Below are 15,811 nucleotides of genomic sequence, written 5' to 3'. Positions count from 1 at the left end.
AGCCTGGTCAGCCCGGTCAGCCTGGTACCCCCGGCCAGCCCGGCACCCCCGATCCCAGCCTCCCCGATAACAACAACGGTGGCGGCGACTGGAACATCGGTGGCGGCGGCTACTACGAAGGTGACTTCAACCTCAGCGGTCACTATCAAGGTGGCTGGGACTTTGGTGCAACCGTTCCCGGCTGGGGTCAGTGGGACAACGGTGGTGACGACTGCTTCCAAGGCGGCGGTAATTTTTTTCAGGTAACTCCTGGGGAAAATAATGCCGTAACGCCCGCACCTAACGGTCACGGCGGTCTTGGTTGGGTAGGCGATAACGCTACTCCTAACACCCCAGGTAATGCTGGAAATACGCCCGCACCTAACGGTCAGGGCGGTTTGGGTCAGACTGGCGATACCCCGCAGTCGGTAGCTCCTGACACCACTGGTCAGGGCGGTCTCGGTCAGGTTGGTGGCAACACCACCACCGAAACTGAACAGGCTACCGGAAGCGAAAGCCAGGGTGCACAGTTCGGTCAGCTGAGCGAGAGCTACACTCGCACTTCTGAAGGCGAAATCCTCCAGGAGCAGCAGCGTCATCAAGATCATGGCGGACTGGGCCTGACTGCTGATAACGATTCCGACAACGGTCGGGGTGGTTTGGGTCAGACCGGTGACAACCGGGCTCCCCAGCGTCAGGGTACTGTGACCATCAGCAACGATGTCGATATTGACCTCAACGCTGGCGCGGTATCCCGCGGTAGCGAGGCCGTGAACACCAATGCTTCTGAAGATGTTAATGGTGGCGGCGCCGGTCTTGTTGGCAACGGTTCTGAGAATAACAATGGTGGCGGCGCCGGCCTCGTCGGCAATGCTCCCAATGTTAATGGCGGTGGCGCCGGTCTCGTTGGCGATAACGGCAACGGCGGTTCCGCACAGGTGAACGGCGGCGGCAACGCAGCTGTTAACCAGGCCACTCAGGCAGACAACGGTAGCTCCGCGAGCTCCCAGAAGTCAGGAAGCTTGGCACACACCGGTGTCAGTGGCGTTCTGTTCGCCGCTGGGCTGGGTCTGCTCTCCCTGATGACCGGACTTGTGGTTCTGTTGACTCGCCGCAACAAGGCCTAATTAACGACGAATTGTCGTTATAGAGGTTACAAATTCGGGGTGGGTATCTCTCTCATGAGGTATCCACCCCGTTTTTGTGCGTAAAGACGGTTATTGCCTAGATGGGGGGGCAGTGCACATACAGCTTTCGAAGTGGCGTAGCACGTATGAGAGATGTAGTATTAGAGCTTGATTAGAAAAATTTAGGCATCATTAGAAATACTTCAGGATGCCGTAACGGCGTTTCTTCAGAGGATACGCACATAAGATCTTCCGGCTTAGATATTGAGGGAACACCAGGAGAAAGCTGATGGCTGTGTGACACCCGCATATCTGGGAAGTTTCAGAATAGAGAGAAAACAATGGCACAAACTTCACAACAGTCTTCGTCAGCATCGGATGCGAGTGATGCTGCTGCAGATACTGATCTGAAACGCGGTCTTTCGGCACGTCATATGCAGATGATCGCCATCGGCGGCGCTATCGGCACCGGTCTGTTTGTTGCATCCGGCAAAACTATCTCTACCGCCGGGCCGGGCGGCGCTATCGTTGCTTACGGGCTGATCGGTATTATGGTGCTGTTCCTCATGCAGTCTCTGGGTGAGATGGCAGCGCATCTGCCCGTCCCAGGTTCGTTTCAAACCTACGCAACACGTTACGTTTCATCATCCTTCGGGTTTGCCATGGGGTGGAACTACTGGTTTAACTGGGCAATCACCGTCGCGGCCGAGCTTGTAGCGGTCGGGGAAGTGATGAAGTATTGGCTTCCTGAAACTCCCTCGTGGGTGTGGGCGGGCATCTTCTTAGTTCTCTTGACGGGGCTTAATGCTCTTTCTGCCAAAGCCTACGGTGAGGGCGAATTCTGGCTTGCCACTATTAAGGTGGTCACCGTTATTGTGTTCTTAATTGCGGGAATCGCGATGATCTTCGGGGTTCTCGGAGGTGCATCACCGGGTACCTCAAACTGGACCACGGGCGAAGCTCCTTTTGTAGGCGGGCCCGTCGCTATTTTCGCTATCTTCATGGTCGCCGGGTTCTCCTTCCAGGGTACCGAGATGATCGGTATTGCCGCCGGAGAATCCAAGAACCCCCGTCGCGATGTGCCGCGCGCACTCACCAGCGTATTCTGGCGCATCATGCTGTTCTATATCGGTGCCATGGTGGTTATAGGATTCCTTATTCCTTACACCGATCCGAATCTGCTCACCGCAGCCGAAGGCGATATTAACATTTCTCCCTTCACCCTTATCTTTGAGCGAGCCGGTATTGCCTTCGCCGCTGCAGCGATGAACGCCGTGATTCTTACCGCCGTGCTCTCTGCAGGTAACTCGGGTCTCTATGTTTCGGCACGCATGTTGTTCTCACTCGCGCAGGAGGGTAAAGCCCCCAAGATTTTCACGAAGGTCAATAAGGGGGGCGTGCCGATGCCCGCCCTCATGGCAACTTCCGCCGTGGGAGCTATCGGATTTATCGCCTCCGTTATTTCGCCGGATGCGGCCTACCTGTGGCTAGTTAATGTTTCGGGTCTAGCCGGTTTCATTACCTGGGTTGGTATCGCGGTGGCGCACTATAGGTTCCGCCGCGCCTACATGCGGCAGGGGCATAGCCTTAACGACCTTCCCTATACGGCGCCCTTCTTCCCGGTGGGGCCGATTATTGCCTTCATTATGTGTCTGCTGGTGATCGGTGGGCAGAACTACGAGGCGATCCTTGCGGGAGACTGGGTGGGCGTGATGAGCTCATATATAGGCCTGCCGGTCTTTGTGGCAGTTTGGGCTATTCACGCTATCGTAACCCGCGACCGTTTGATTCCGCTGGAACAGGTGGATGTCTCGGGTCTTGAGGTTAAAACGGGCAAGTAATTTCGGCGAACGGAATTATCAATAAAAAGACCGCCGGAGGAATATCGTGAGGTATTCCCCGGCGGGTTTTATTGCTATAAAATCACATTTTGATAAAGAGTTTCACGGTAAACTATTATGCGGTAGTACCATTTTTTAACGGTATATATGTTTCAACTCCGTGGGTAAATATAAAGATATAATAAAGTTTGCCCGAAATGCTTTACCTCCGTGTTGTGAGCAGGGTATCTTTGTAAAGACATAGAACGTTCACTATTGTGAACCTTCTCTTATGTACGATATGAAGCTTCCTGACCTTTGGTTCGTGCATGCGTAGGTTTACGATCGGTTAAGCCTCATGTGAGCGCTCTATGAGAATACCCCGTAAGGTATCGTCGGGGATGTATAGATTCGTTTGAAGCACTCACTGTTTTCAGGGGATGTGCCCTCTGGGAAAAAGCACAGACATGAATGCTCAAGCTAGGATAAGACCCCCGTAGCGTGTTTAGGGTAGAGGCACGGCGGGGGTCTAAGCCTGCCCGTGCAGGAATTGATGTGAACGCACTAAAACTGGGGATTTAGACGCGGCAGTATTTTCTTTTGATGATGAAAATTTTTATATATACTCCACAATAAAATTAGAAAATACTTTCGTCCGGAAAAATATCATATATATAGAGCATGTAGTCATACATCGATAATGTACATATCCTGGCGGGCCACCTATCTTAACGTTAGGTGTACCAGACAGATTCTCCGGCGTAGGATTGGCACTATGGATATAGTTATTAAACGCATATATGAAGAGCCTTCCCCGGATGACGGATACCGGGTACTCGTTGATAGGCTTTGGCCGCGCGGAGTCTCAAAAGATAAGGCTCATCTTGATGAATGGGCGAAGGACTTAGCTCCTTCGACGGAGGCTCGCCGAGATTTTGGGCATAAACCAGAGAATTTTGAATCCTTCAAACAACGCTATCTGAACGAGCTTGACAGTAATTCAGAGGTGCACCCCGAGCTTGAGCGTATGGTTGCGGGTGCGCAGAAGCTCCAGTCCTCTCGCGTTACGCTTTTGTACGGCGCTAAGAGTCCTACCTGCAACCACGCAGTCATTCTGCGTGATTACCTCATAGACCGGCTGAAGAGCCTCTGAAATTTTGGCTGATACGCGCTGTACATAAGCTACTGTAGAAAGATGGTTGATGAACATTCAGCAATTGATACGGCACAGAGAATTGTGCATGTTTCTGCAGTGGTAATCCGCAATCACGCCGGGCACGTACTGACCGTGCGTAAAGCCGCCTCACATGGGTTTATGATGCCCGGAGGTAAACCCGATGCGGGGGAGAGCCCCTTGCATACGGCGGTGCGTGAGGTTACTGAAGAGCTGGGATTTGCGCCGGATCCTGCCCAGATGGTGTACCTTGGCAAGTTTGACGCCCCCGCCCTGAACGAAAGCGGATTCGTGGTACGTGCCGAAACTTTTGAGTATGTGCCGCATCCGCAAGAGGAAAAGATACTTGAGCAGCTGAGCCCGCATGCCGAAATTGCTGAATTACGTTGGGTAGACCCCGCAGCGGACTATGCCGATCAGGCACCTCTGAACACTGAGTGTATATTCCCGCTTATCTGCAGAATAAGTCCTGGCGAAACGCCATCGGTGCCTCTGTGAATCCGCTGAAAATATGCGCGATATGAGCGATAAGGCTTGCGCTCGGCTGCGCGGGGGCGGTAGGGTGCATAGGGATAAATCACCCGTAAAAATTTTACGTTGACGCACGCGTTCCACGCACCGTCGCGTGTATGAACGCATCCGATGAAAGAAGCAGAACATGAGAGATAGTTTTAACCTTGCCGTGTATTGCGGCGCTACTATGGGCAATGACCCCGATTTTGCCGCCTGCGCCCGTGAGTTGGGAACCCTATGCGCAAAACGTGGCGTGGGGGTAGTTTATGGAGGCGGCCGCACCGGTCTGATGGGAACCGTCGCGGGCGCGACCCTGGATGCGGGCGGCAAAGTCTACGGCGTGGTCACCCACCAGCTCGTGGAGTGGGAGGGCGTGTACCCCGGGCAGACAACCCTCGATATTGTCGATACCATGCATCAGCGTAAGATCGCCATGATTAATAAGGCCGACGCCTTCGTTGCGATGCCCGGTGGCCCCGGAACTTTGGAAGAATTTTTCGAGGTATTTAGCTGGCAATTCCTCAAGATTCACACGAAGCCTGTGGCGCTCCTGAATGTTAATGGGTACTGGGATAAGCTCGTTGAGGCGATGCAATATATGGCTAGCACTGAGCTTTTACGCCCTTCATACCTGGAACGTTTGATTGTTGTTGACACTCCCGAAGAGCTTATGAAGGTGCTTAGGAAATAGCCCGTTGAAGTTCTGGAGAACCTAGCCCTTTACATGCCCGTAGCCTGAGTGCTGCGGGCGTTTTTGCATCACCCGTCAGATGAGATGTTCGCGCACGAACTAGTTTTTACCGCGCGCCCTGCTCAGAAGCGAAGAAAGCGGCAGAATATGCACAATAATCCATACGGGCGTGAGCGTCATCATCAGCATATAGAGAACCCGAATCAGGGACTCCATGTGAGGGTCTTCTGAGAGCATGCCCAGATAGACCGTCAACCCCAGTACCACGCCGGTGGTGAGTGTCAAATAGAGTAATGCCCACAGCACTTCGGAACGGCTGGCGTGTCCGCGACCGAGCGTATAGAAACGGTAAAACCGCCCCACCGCCTGAAGGAACGAAGCACCTTCTAACGCCTGTGCGGGTTCACGAACAGCGGCTAGTGCCTCCTGCTCATCATCAACGCCGATTTCGCGCAGGGCATCGGGGGTATCCTGGAGAAGAAAAACGGGTTCTTCTTTGTGACGGTGTGTGCGTGCCATACCTCTAGGGTACCCGACGACGTGTAAAGGACAACGATGACAAAGACCCTTCTCATCACCTATTTCGGCCCGTTTCCCGGCGTGAGCGTGAACCCGAGCGGGGTAACAGCGCGGCAGGTGGCTGATGTACTTGCCGACGAATCTGCGGTACGGGTTGTAACCCGTGAGGTTCCGGTGAGCTATGCGGGTTCTTCAGAAGCTTTAGGGGAGATGCTGACCGATATTCGCCCGGATGCGGTGCTCAGCTTGGGTGTGGCAGTCGGACGGGATAAGGTGAGCTTTGAGAGGGTTGCTATCAACCTGGACTCCGCCGATATTGAGGATAATGACGGTGTGGTGCGTGTGGATGAGGCGATTACCTCGGATGGACGCGAAGCGTATTTTTCGACCCTGCCGGTGCGGGCAAGCTATGAGCGTTTGCGCGGTGTGGGGCTACCGGTTGAGATTTCGTACACCGCCGGAACTTATGTGTGCAACCACGTATTTTATGAGGTACACCGTATTCTGGAACGCCAGGGGCGGCGGATTCCTGCGGGGTTTGTGCATATTCCCGCCACGCAAGTCGATCATGAGCCCTCTGACGCACAGACAACGTTTACTGCACATGCCGATGCTGGGGGAGTAGAGGGCGAATCGGTGCCTACTCTGCCTGAGTCGGTGGTTGCGCGAATCGTGGCGGAGCTGGTGCGCGATACCCTCAAGGTTATGTAGGCTCATTCATGCCGTAGAACTGGGAAGACGAACGAAAGCGGCGGTTAAAACGCGGTGCCCCCGATCAGACATTCATCGGGGGCACCGCGCATATTAGCTTAAGACACTGCTACTTGCGGTGCTTAAGGTAGTGGTCGATCAGGGATGCGGTCGAAGAATCCTGGCGTTCCAGAACCTCGCGGTCGCCTTTGATAGCGGGCACCAGATCGAGCGCCAGCTTCTTGCCGAGTTCGACGCCCCACTGGTCGAAGGAATCGATACCCCACACGATACCCTGCACAAAGGTGATGTGCTCATAGAGGGCAATCAGCTCGCCCAGCACACGCGGGGTCAGGCGGGAGGCCATGATAGAGGTCGAAGGACGGTTGCCGCTGAAGATACGGGCGTTTACCACGTGCTCGGCGGTACCTTCGGCGCGTACCTCATCCTCGGTCTTGCCGAAAGCGAGCGCCTGAGTCTGTGCAAAGAAGTTTGCGAGGAAGAGTTCGTGCACATCCTGCTCGCCATCCTTGGTGGGGTGAGCCGGGTTGGCGAAGGCCAGGAAGTCCGCAGGGATAAGGCGGGTGCCCTGGTGGATAAGCTGGTAGAAAGCGTGCTGACCGTTGGTGCCGGGCTCGCCCCAGAAAACCTCGCCCGTGGAGTAGTCCACGAAGGAACCGTCGGCGCGCACGGATTTACCGTTGGACTCCATGGTAAGTTGCTGCAGATAGGCGGGAAAACGGTGCAGGTACTGGTCGTAGGGTAGAACCGCGTGGGTTTCGGCACCCAAGAAGTTCACGTACCATACGTTAAGCAAGCCCATGAGTACGGGCACGTTCTTTTCAAAGGGCGCAGTGCGGAAGTGCTCGTCCATGGCGTGGAAGCCCGCGAGGAATTCTTCGAATACCTTCGGGCCGAAGACGATGGCCAGCGAGGTACCGATCGCCGAGTCTACGGAGTAGCGACCGCCTACCCAGTCCCAGAAGCCGAAGGCATTTTCGGGGTCAATGCCGAAGGCAGCAACCTTATCGAGCGCGGTTGAAACGGCGATAAAGTGCTGAGCCACGGCTTCTTCTGCGGTTTTTCCCTGCAGGGCGTTCGCCTCGCCAAGCGCGGTGAGCAGCCAGTCGCGTGCCACACGAGCGTTGGTCAGGGTTTCTAGGGTGCCGAAGGTCTTCGAAGCAACGATGATCAGGGTAGTTTCGGGGTCAAGATCAGAAACTTTTTCGGCAACATCGGTCGGGTCGATATTTGAGATGAACCGTGCGGAAATCCCGGCATCGGCGTAAGGCTTAAGCGCCTCGTACACCATCACGGGACCAAGGTCAGAACCGCCAATACCAATATTCACCACGGTCTCGATGCGCTTGCCGCTCACGCCGGTCCACTCGCCCGAACGCACACGATCGGCAAAAGCGTAAATCTTGTTCAGAACGGCGTGAACATCGCTATCGACATCCTGCCCATCAACAACGAGGGCGGGGGAGTAACCCTTGGGGCGGCGCAGCGCGGTGTGCAGAACCGCGCGGTCCTCGGTCACGTTAATATGTTCGCCTGCGAACATAGCATCGCGGCGTTCGGCGAGGTTCACCTCTTTGGCGAGTTTGAGCAAAAGCTGCACGGTCTCTTCGGTAATGAGGTTCTTCGAGAGGTCTACGTGCAGGTCTGCGGCATCAAAACTAAATTTCTGGGCGCGGGAAGGATCCTGCTCGAACCAGGCTCGCAGATTCGGAGTGAGCGATGCTTTGTGCTGGGTTAGTGCTGACCACGCGCTGGTGGTCGTCGGGTTCGTAATAGTCATGGTTCTTATTTTCTCTCTTTCAACCCGGTGATGTCACCTTTATACAGGCGTTTACCTGAAGGTTTTGCGCGTTCTTGCGCTTTTGGTGACCACAACGTTTGGGTGCGGTGCATAATTCCCGCCAGGCATTATCCTATGAACGGCGCGCATTGGAGGGGAGATTTTACGAATCCTCAGGGTGCCCTCAAGGGTTAGCAAACCGTCCCCTAAATGTACACGAAAACGCGCGTACATTTGGGAGAATACCGGTGGTAGACTGGGGACGTCTTTATAGACCTGCCTCGGTGCATCCGGTAATGCGGGCACGAGCGATGCCGACTTTCGTATAGCGTGCGTGGAAGTTCTCGACGGCGCTGTGCATCATGAAAACTCACTCATTCACTCCAGGATATTGTTTATGCCTATAAACCCGCTGCGGGGAATTCGTGTACCCGCTGCAGAGCATCCCCCGCCGTATGAATCGTTCCTAGATTCTCGCGGATTCCGCCCCGAAATTCAGGGTTTGCGCGCCTTCGCCGTGCTTCTCGTGGTGCTTTACCACGTATGGATCGGCAAAGTCTCCGGCGGTGTGGATGTTTTTCTCTTCATCTCGGCTTTCTTGCTTTCGCTCTCGTTCATGCGGAAAATCAACGAGGGCAAAGCGCTGAACCTGCTGGCCTACTGGACTCATGTGTTCGCGCGCCTGTTGCCTGCTGCAGCCGTGATGATTGTGCTGACTCTTGCGGCTTCCTTAGCTATCTTGCCAGCGCTGTATTGGAACGCGCGCGCCGTTGATGCCCAAGCCTCGCTGTTTTACTACCAGAATTGGAACCTGGCGAACGGTGCGGTCAATTATTTTGCTCAGGGTATAAGCGATAAATCGCCCTTCCAGCATTTCTGGTCGCTCTCGATTCAGGGACAAATTTTCCTGCTCTGGCCGATACTTTTCGCGGTGGCTGCGTTTCTCGTGCATCGGGTACGCTTCAAGCCCGTACCCGCGGCGGTAACGGTATTCGGCACTGTATTCATGACCTCGTTTGCCTTCTCAATCTGGGAGACAAAGCAGATTTCCGCCTACGCATATTTTGATACCCGCCCCCGCCTGTGGGAGTTTGCGATTGGTACTCTGCTTGCGGTGATGACGCTGAAATGGAAGCCTCGCCATGTGAGAACCCGCGTGGTAATGGGATGGGCGGGAGCTCTGGGATTAGTAACCTGCGGCGCTGTTTTACCGGTTGAACGAACTTTCCCTGGCTACCTGGCGCTGTGGCCCGTGCTCTCCGGCGCGCTGGTGATGATCGCCGGGCGCACCGACCATAAATTCGCGATCGACCGTCTGCTAGTCTCCACGCCGTTGCAAAGCTTGGGCAATATTTCTTACGCCCTGTACCTGGTGCACTGGCCCCTGCTCGTGCTCTACAGTGCTGCGGTTAATAAACCTCGCGTGAATTTTCTGGAAGGCACGGTGATTATCGCCGTTTCAATCGGTTTGGCATGGGTTTTGAGCACCTATATCGAGAAGCCGCTGCGCAGCCGATCCGGCGTATTTCTTGATAAAACGGTCTCGAAACTGCGCGTGACCACGATTTTCACCCCCACTCTTTGGGTGAATCAGCTCGCCTATGTACTCGTGATTCTGCTGGTGATCGGAGCTCCTGTTCTGAGCGTTCGCGCCTGGGCACAGCAACGCGATATAACCGTGATCCAGAATACTGAAGAGCTAGTGAAAAATGATGAGGCAACATATCCAGGCGCCCGAGCAGTCGGCACGGACCAAATGTCGCGCGTATCAAAGCCTATTCCGCAGGATATCCCCATCTACGGCATGCTCGCTGACTGGGGAGAGGGATGCCCCGCACCCTTTACCCCCATGCATGAATCTCTGAATACGTCCTGCGCCGTCAAACAGAATGGGGACGATTCGGCACCCCTCACCATTGTTGTTGGCAGCTCGCACGCATTACAGATGACGGCTGCGTTCGAGCCTATTGCCCAGCGCACCGGCACCAATCAGATGAACCTTCTAGAGACAGGATGCCCTTACCCATTCGCAGCCCCCGAGGGCTATCTCAACGACCGCAAGAAACGCTGTATCGCGTTCTCACAGAAAGCCACGGAAGAAATTCTGCGCCTTAAGCCGACGACCGTAGTGATTATCGCAACCACGACCGACACAAGCGCTGATGCTGAGACCGCAGACCCCAACCTCGACGAAACCCTGCGCGTCTTCACTGACGCGGGCATCCAGGTGATTGGTCTGCGCGATAACCCGCGATTTGCTCAAGATATGTATGTGTGTGCGATTAGGGCTCAGGGGGATAAGAGCAGCTGTTCTGAACCCATTGAGCAGAAATACGGTGATAATCCCGCCGCACCAATTTTCGAGAAATATGCAGACCGTGGTGCCTACCTGATTGATTTGAAGGATATCTACTGCCCGGACGGTCTATGCCGCTCGGTCATCGGCAACGTATACGTGTACGCGGATACTAACCACCTCACCAAAGCCTTCGAACATACTCTCGCAGAGACAATATATGAGCGTGCCCTCGCCGCAGGGTGGAAGCCGGAAGGATACCCAGGTTCATAACCCCAGAGCACCAGGCACGTGAATAGACCGCGTGAGATACGCCCTCGCTTATGCCAGATGAGCGGGGGCGCATCACGTACGCAGATTTCGGGCAGATTTTAGGCATATCAGGCCGCATAGGCGGGGGAGTGAAGGCCGTATGCGGTAGAGTGGAAACCATGAGCGTGCAGCAGAATCTTTACCTGGTTATTTCTCGACGTGGAGAAACTCTCATGAACCGTGACGGAACCGTTCATTACCTGCCTGAAGCGCCACAAAACACCATCATCGAAACCAGCCTGGAACCTAAATTTAGAAAGCCTGCCGACCGGGAAGGCACCGATTACCACGCAGCCTACCTGGAGGATGAAGAACTGCTCGCGCTCGCAGAAGATCTCTCCCGAGCTAACACGGATGCGCCCATCACCGCATCGCAGAATGGGTTCTGGTTCTACCCCGTGCACGAAGACCCCGCCGGGCGCGCCCGCTACGCCGCCGCCCTTGCTAAACGCGACTACCTTCTTGAAATGGAGTATTCCGCGTATTCGGGAGATCCCGCGCTGATCGACGGGGAACGCCAGGTGCGGCGCACCGCATCCGGCGAGCTCGTATTCCCGCGCATCGAACCGGCGGTTATGGCGCTCGTCCTCAGCCGCGACGGCGAACGGGTGCTGTTGGCGAATAACCGGCTCTGGCACGAAAACCGCTTCGCCCTCATCGCCGGGTTCGTGGATCCCGGCGAGAACCTGGAACAGGCAGTAGCCCGCGAAGTCTATGAAGAAACCGGGCTGCAGGCTCTCAACCTTGACTACCGCATGAGCGATGTGTGGCCCTTCCCGCGCTCGCTCATGATCTGCTACCGGGTAACGGTCGATGACACTCAACCCGTGGAACATCTGGACGGAGAAATCCGGGCCGCACGCTGGTTCACCGCGCCCGAGTTGGCGCAGGCTATCACCGAATCTGAAGCTATACGCCAGAAACAAGGAGTGCCCAAACTGGAGCTTCCTGGCACGAACGCGGTCGCCCGCCGCATGCTGGACGATTGGCTGCACGAGAAAAATGCCGGGTGCTGAGTCGAAGCCGACTAAAACCTGCGCCCAAGACAAACTAGGGCAAGTGGTACACTGGATAGGTAAGCCCGAGGCAGAGGCGCGTTTTGGCGCGCCCGCACGAGAACGCTCGGGCATGCACGCACTGATATCCGCGTTGCGTATTTAAGCTTACGCATCTAACGCGGCGTGCCCCTAGTATTCCCTAGATTTAAGCGAGAAAAATTACGCATGTCTGAAAACACCGCTTCGCGCCCTGATTTGCGCAACGTGGCGATCGTGGCACACGTTGACCACGGCAAAACCACCATCGTGGATGCGATGCTCAAGCAGACCCACGCGTTCTCGGCGCACGCAGACGTCGAAGACCGCGTTATGGACTCCGGCGACCTTGAAAAGGAAAAAGGCATTACCATCCTCGCGAAGAACACCACCGTGTTCTACGATGGACCCTCCGCGAACGGTGAAACTATCACCATCAACGTGATCGATACCCCCGGACACGCCGACTTCGGCGGCGAAGTCGAACGCGGCCTTTCTATGGTCGATGGCGTGGTGCTGCTCGTGGACGCCTCTGAAGGCCCGCTGCCGCAGACCCGCTTCGTGCTGCGCAAGGCACTCGCCGCGAAGCTGCCCGTCATTTTGGTGGTGAACAAGGTGGACCGCCCGGATGCGCGCATCGACGAGGTCGTCAGCGAAACTATGGATTTGCTGCTCGGCTTGGCATCTGACCTGGCCGAGGAGGTACCCGACCTTGACCTCGACAGCGTGCTCGATGTGCCGGTCGTCTACGCCTCCGGCAAGGCTGGCGCCGCATCGCTGAACCAACCCGCCGACGGCGCTCTACCCGATAATGACGACTTGGAACCGCTGTTTAAGACCATTATCGAGCATGTGCCCGCCCCCACCTACAACCCTGATGAGGTGCTGCAGGCGCATGTGACCAACCTTGACTCTTCGCCGTTCCTGGGCCGTCTGGCGCTCGTGCGTATCTTCAACGGCACCCTCAAGAAGGGACAGACCGTAGCCTGGGCACGTCAAGATGGCGATATTAAGAACGTGCGTATCTCCGAGCTGCTGGCAACCAAAGCGCTCGAACGTGTTCCCGCCGAAGAAGCAGGTCCCGGCGAAATCGTGGCGGTCGCCGGTATCGAAGACATTACCATTGGTGAAACCCTGACCGACGCCGAAAACCCCAAGCCGCTGCCGCTTATTAAGGTGGACGACCCGGCGATCTCCATGACCATCGGTATTAACACCTCTCCGATGGCGGGCCGGGTCAAGGGTGCGAAGGTGACCGCACGCCAGGTCAAGGACCGTCTTGACCGCGAGCTTATCGGTAACGTCTCCATCAAGGTTCTGCCCACCCAGCGCCCGGATGCTTGGGAAGTTCAGGGCCGCGGCGAGCTTGCCCTCGCTATTTTGGTGGAGCAGATGCGCCGCGAGGGCTTCGAACTGACCGTGGGTAAACCGCAGGTAGTCACCAAAACCATCGACGGCAAACTGTACGAACCGATGGAACACATGATTATTGATGTGCCCGAAGAGCACCTGGGTGCCGTAACCCAGCTGATGGCGGCACGTAAGGGGCGCATGGAGAACATGTCGAACCACGGTACCGGCTGGGTGCGCATGGAATTTGCGGTACCCGCGCGCGGTCTGATTGGATTCCGCACCCAGTTCCTCACCGAAACCCGCGGCGCCGGTATCTCGTCGTCGTACTCGATCGACCCCGAACCCTGGGCTGGCGATATTGAGTACCGCACCAATGGCTCAATGATCGCCGACCGTGCCGGTGTGGTTACCCCTTACGCCATGATTAACCTGCAGGAGCGCGGCACCTTCTTCGTGGAACCGACCTCCGAAGTATACGAGGGCATGGTCGTGGGCATGAACTCTCGTGCGGACGATATGGAAGTGAATATCACCAAGGAAAAGAAGCTGACCAATATGCGTTCCTCCACCGCAGACAGCTTCGAGAATCTGACCCCGCCCAAGAAGCTCACGCTGGAAGAATGCCTTGAATTCGCCCGCGAAGACGAATGTGTGGAAGTCACTCCCGAAGCTATTCGCATCCGCAAGGTTATTCTGGATGCGAACGAGCGAGTGCGTGAATTCCGCCGTCGTGCCCGCGCCAACTAGGGTGCACAAGCATAGCTAACTGCCGGGAGCAGTACGGGCGTTTGTCGTCATGACAAGCAACGATGACCGTACCGCTCCCGGTTGTGGTTTAAGATATAGAAGAACTGTTCTTTGACAGAAGGTCACCTGACACTATGCCTGAAACTTCCGCGCCGCAGTACCCCGCCCAGGGGGAGCACCTGATGAAAAACGCGAAACGCGACCTACTGCCGAGCGGCTACACGCCCTCCGAGGCAGTGATGCTGTTCGTACACGCGCATCCAGACGACGAGACCACGGCAACAGGCGCAACGATGGCGTACTACGCCAAGAAGGGTGCCAAGGTACATTTGCTGACCCTCACCCGAGGCGAAATGGGAGAAGTCATTCCGCCGAAGCTGCAGCATCTTGAAGTGGGCAAACCCGGCAACAGCGACAACGGCGAGGCACTGGGGGAGTACCGCAGCGTTGAACTTAACAATGCGACGGCAAAGCTGGGTGTGCGCAAGCGTTTCTTCCTGGGCGAGGAACCCGCCACGGCGCCGGGCGCGCTCAACATCTACCGTGATTCCGGCATGGCGTGGGGCAAAGACGGTAAACCGGTGGCGAACCCGAAGGCGAGTGAAGATTCCTTGACCGCCCAGCCGATTGCCCCGCAGGCCGAGGCTATTGCTAATGCCATTCGCGATATTAAGCCCGATGTTCTGATCACCTATGACCTCGACGGGGGCTACGGGCACCCCGACCATGTGCGCACGCACCAGGCCGTGCTTGAAGCACTCAAAATCTTGGGCGATAGTAACGACCGCCCCATACTGACCTGGGGTATTGAAGGAGAATTCTCAGAACAGGATGCGCGCCAACAATGCGCTATCACCGGCTCAGTCGAGGCCAAACGTGAAGCGATGAAAGCCCACGGAACGCAGATCGTGGTCACCGGGGATACCACCTTTGAATTCTCAAACAAGGTAGAGCAGAAAATTTCGGCGGTTGAAACCTACCGCCTGCTCGACGGTAACGCACAGCGCAAAATTCCCGAAACCCCCACACAGGCAGGCATCGTATCGCTTCTGATAACGTGCATTCTTCTGGGAATCCTCGCAGGTATTGCGGGCTCAATCTACCACGCCTGGGTCATGTATACGGGCGAAACTCCGCTTCCTGTCGGGCTCGTGTTCGGCTTCGCCACCGTATTTTTTGCATCGCTGTGGGCTTCCCTCGCGCTACGTCGCGGCGGGGCAACGGTTATCACCGGTGCCTTCGCATTCCTGGTGATATATGCGCTTGCCTTTATGCGCCCGGATTCGCCCTTCGTACTGGTAAACCCGGACTACCCGCCGATTGGTTTATACGGCACACTATGGCTTTTGGGTACGCCCGTTATCTCTCTGCTTGCCTTTTTCGTCTTTACCCGTACCAAAGAAGGAAACGCCTTCTATAACACCCCGCGGCAGGTCCATTTGCGCCATAGCAGGGCCGAAGAGAAAGCGCGCCGAGCTCAAACGCTTAATAATTCTTCGCGCACTGCACCATAAGCTGTGATGAAGCTAAAGAATGACATAGAGGCGTCACGAAAAATGTTGTGATTAATATAACTTATTGGAATTTATATTTTAATTTATTGGCTCTGACTAGGGGAAATAATATTTACTCGCAGGAAAGCCTAGCCTAAAAAATGCCGACGAAGGGCTGCATTATGGCTGTCTGCTACGACACGAAAATCTGCTTAAATGCCCTGTGCAAGCTAGACTTATACACAGACTTCCACGAGGTCAT

General features: G+C 55.7%; 11 protein-coding genes and 1 pseudogene. 10 read left to right on the top strand and 2 right to left on the bottom strand.

What is annotated here, in order from left to right:
* The 5 genes and pseudogenes from HMPREF3164_RS11220 to HMPREF3164_RS08700 form a co-directional block, all read left to right on the top strand.
* Nucleotides 1–1,106, top strand: a pseudogene (locus tag HMPREF3164_RS11220) (hypothetical protein); the annotation flags it as partial.
* 341 nt (nucleotides 1,107–1,447) lie between these two features.
* Complete coding sequence (locus HMPREF3164_RS08715; RefSeq protein WP_070450516.1) at nucleotides 1,448–2,947, top strand: amino acid permease; 1,500 nt, start codon at nucleotides 1,448–1,450, stop codon at nucleotides 2,945–2,947.
* 754 nt (nucleotides 2,948–3,701) lie between these two features.
* Nucleotides 3,702–4,079: a DUF488 domain-containing protein gene (locus HMPREF3164_RS08710; protein WP_048779436.1), complete on the top strand. Its 378-nt coding sequence runs from the start codon at nucleotides 3,702–3,704 to the stop codon at nucleotides 4,077–4,079.
* Nucleotides 4,080–4,121: 42 nt separating this feature from the next.
* A complete protein-coding gene (locus HMPREF3164_RS08705) occupies nucleotides 4,122–4,598 on the top strand; it encodes an NUDIX hydrolase (protein WP_070450513.1) in 477 nt (158 codons plus the stop codon).
* Nucleotides 4,599–4,758: 160 nt separating this feature from the next.
* Nucleotides 4,759–5,304, top strand: coding sequence for an LOG family protein (locus HMPREF3164_RS08700; RefSeq protein ID WP_070450511.1), 546 nt, complete (start codon nucleotides 4,759–4,761; stop codon nucleotides 5,302–5,304).
* A 99-nt stretch (nucleotides 5,305–5,403) separates the two neighbouring features.
* Here the strand turns inward: HMPREF3164_RS08700 and HMPREF3164_RS08695 are convergent, their stop codons facing one another.
* A complete protein-coding gene (locus HMPREF3164_RS08695; RefSeq protein ID WP_048753005.1) occupies nucleotides 5,404–5,823 on the bottom strand; it encodes a hypothetical protein in 420 nt (139 codons plus the stop codon).
* A gap of 36 nt (nucleotides 5,824–5,859) precedes the next feature.
* On the opposite strand from HMPREF3164_RS08695, the gene HMPREF3164_RS08690 reads away from it, so the two are divergent.
* Complete coding sequence (locus HMPREF3164_RS08690; RefSeq protein ID WP_070450509.1) at nucleotides 5,860–6,534, top strand: pyroglutamyl-peptidase I; 675 nt, start codon at nucleotides 5,860–5,862, stop codon at nucleotides 6,532–6,534.
* A gap of 109 nt (nucleotides 6,535–6,643) precedes the next feature.
* Here the strand turns inward: HMPREF3164_RS08690 and pgi are convergent, their stop codons facing one another.
* Entirely contained in the window at nucleotides 6,644–8,314 is a 1,671-nt protein-coding gene (gene pgi, locus HMPREF3164_RS08685; RefSeq protein ID WP_070450506.1) for a glucose-6-phosphate isomerase, read from the bottom strand.
* A gap of 397 nt (nucleotides 8,315–8,711) precedes the next feature.
* Here pgi and HMPREF3164_RS08680 point away from each other — a divergent pair, with 397 nt between their 5' ends.
* The 4 genes from HMPREF3164_RS08680 to HMPREF3164_RS08665 all read left to right on the top strand — a co-directional run bounded on the left by HMPREF3164_RS08680 (nucleotide 8,712) and on the right by HMPREF3164_RS08665 (nucleotide 15,570).
* The gene (locus HMPREF3164_RS08680; protein ID WP_070450503.1) at nucleotides 8,712–10,883 is read left to right on the top strand and encodes an acyltransferase family protein; all 2,172 of its coding nucleotides are present in this window, start codon (nucleotides 8,712–8,714) and stop codon (nucleotides 10,881–10,883) included.
* Nucleotides 10,884–11,041: 158 nt separating this feature from the next.
* Nucleotides 11,042–11,938, top strand: coding sequence for an NAD(+) diphosphatase (locus HMPREF3164_RS08675; protein ID WP_070450500.1), 897 nt, complete (start codon nucleotides 11,042–11,044; stop codon nucleotides 11,936–11,938).
* A 207-nt stretch (nucleotides 11,939–12,145) separates the two neighbouring features.
* Nucleotides 12,146–14,056 carry a translational GTPase TypA gene (gene typA / locus HMPREF3164_RS08670; RefSeq protein ID WP_070450497.1) on the top strand — a complete coding sequence of 637 codons (1,911 nt, stop codon included), beginning with the start codon at nucleotides 12,146–12,148 and terminating at the stop codon, nucleotides 14,054–14,056.
* Between the two features lie 134 nt (nucleotides 14,057–14,190).
* Nucleotides 14,191–15,570: a PIG-L family deacetylase gene (locus tag HMPREF3164_RS08665; protein WP_070450494.1), complete on the top strand. Its 1,380-nt coding sequence runs from the start codon at nucleotides 14,191–14,193 to the stop codon at nucleotides 15,568–15,570.
* Nucleotides 15,571–15,811: the final 241 nt, after the last annotated feature.

Origin of the sequence: Rothia sp. HMSC08A08, assembly GCF_001808385.1 — a bacterium.
GTDB classification, from domain to species: domain Bacteria; phylum Actinomycetota; class Actinomycetes; order Actinomycetales; family Micrococcaceae; genus Rothia; species Rothia dentocariosa.
This window is presented reverse-complemented; position numbering and strand designations above follow the sequence as displayed.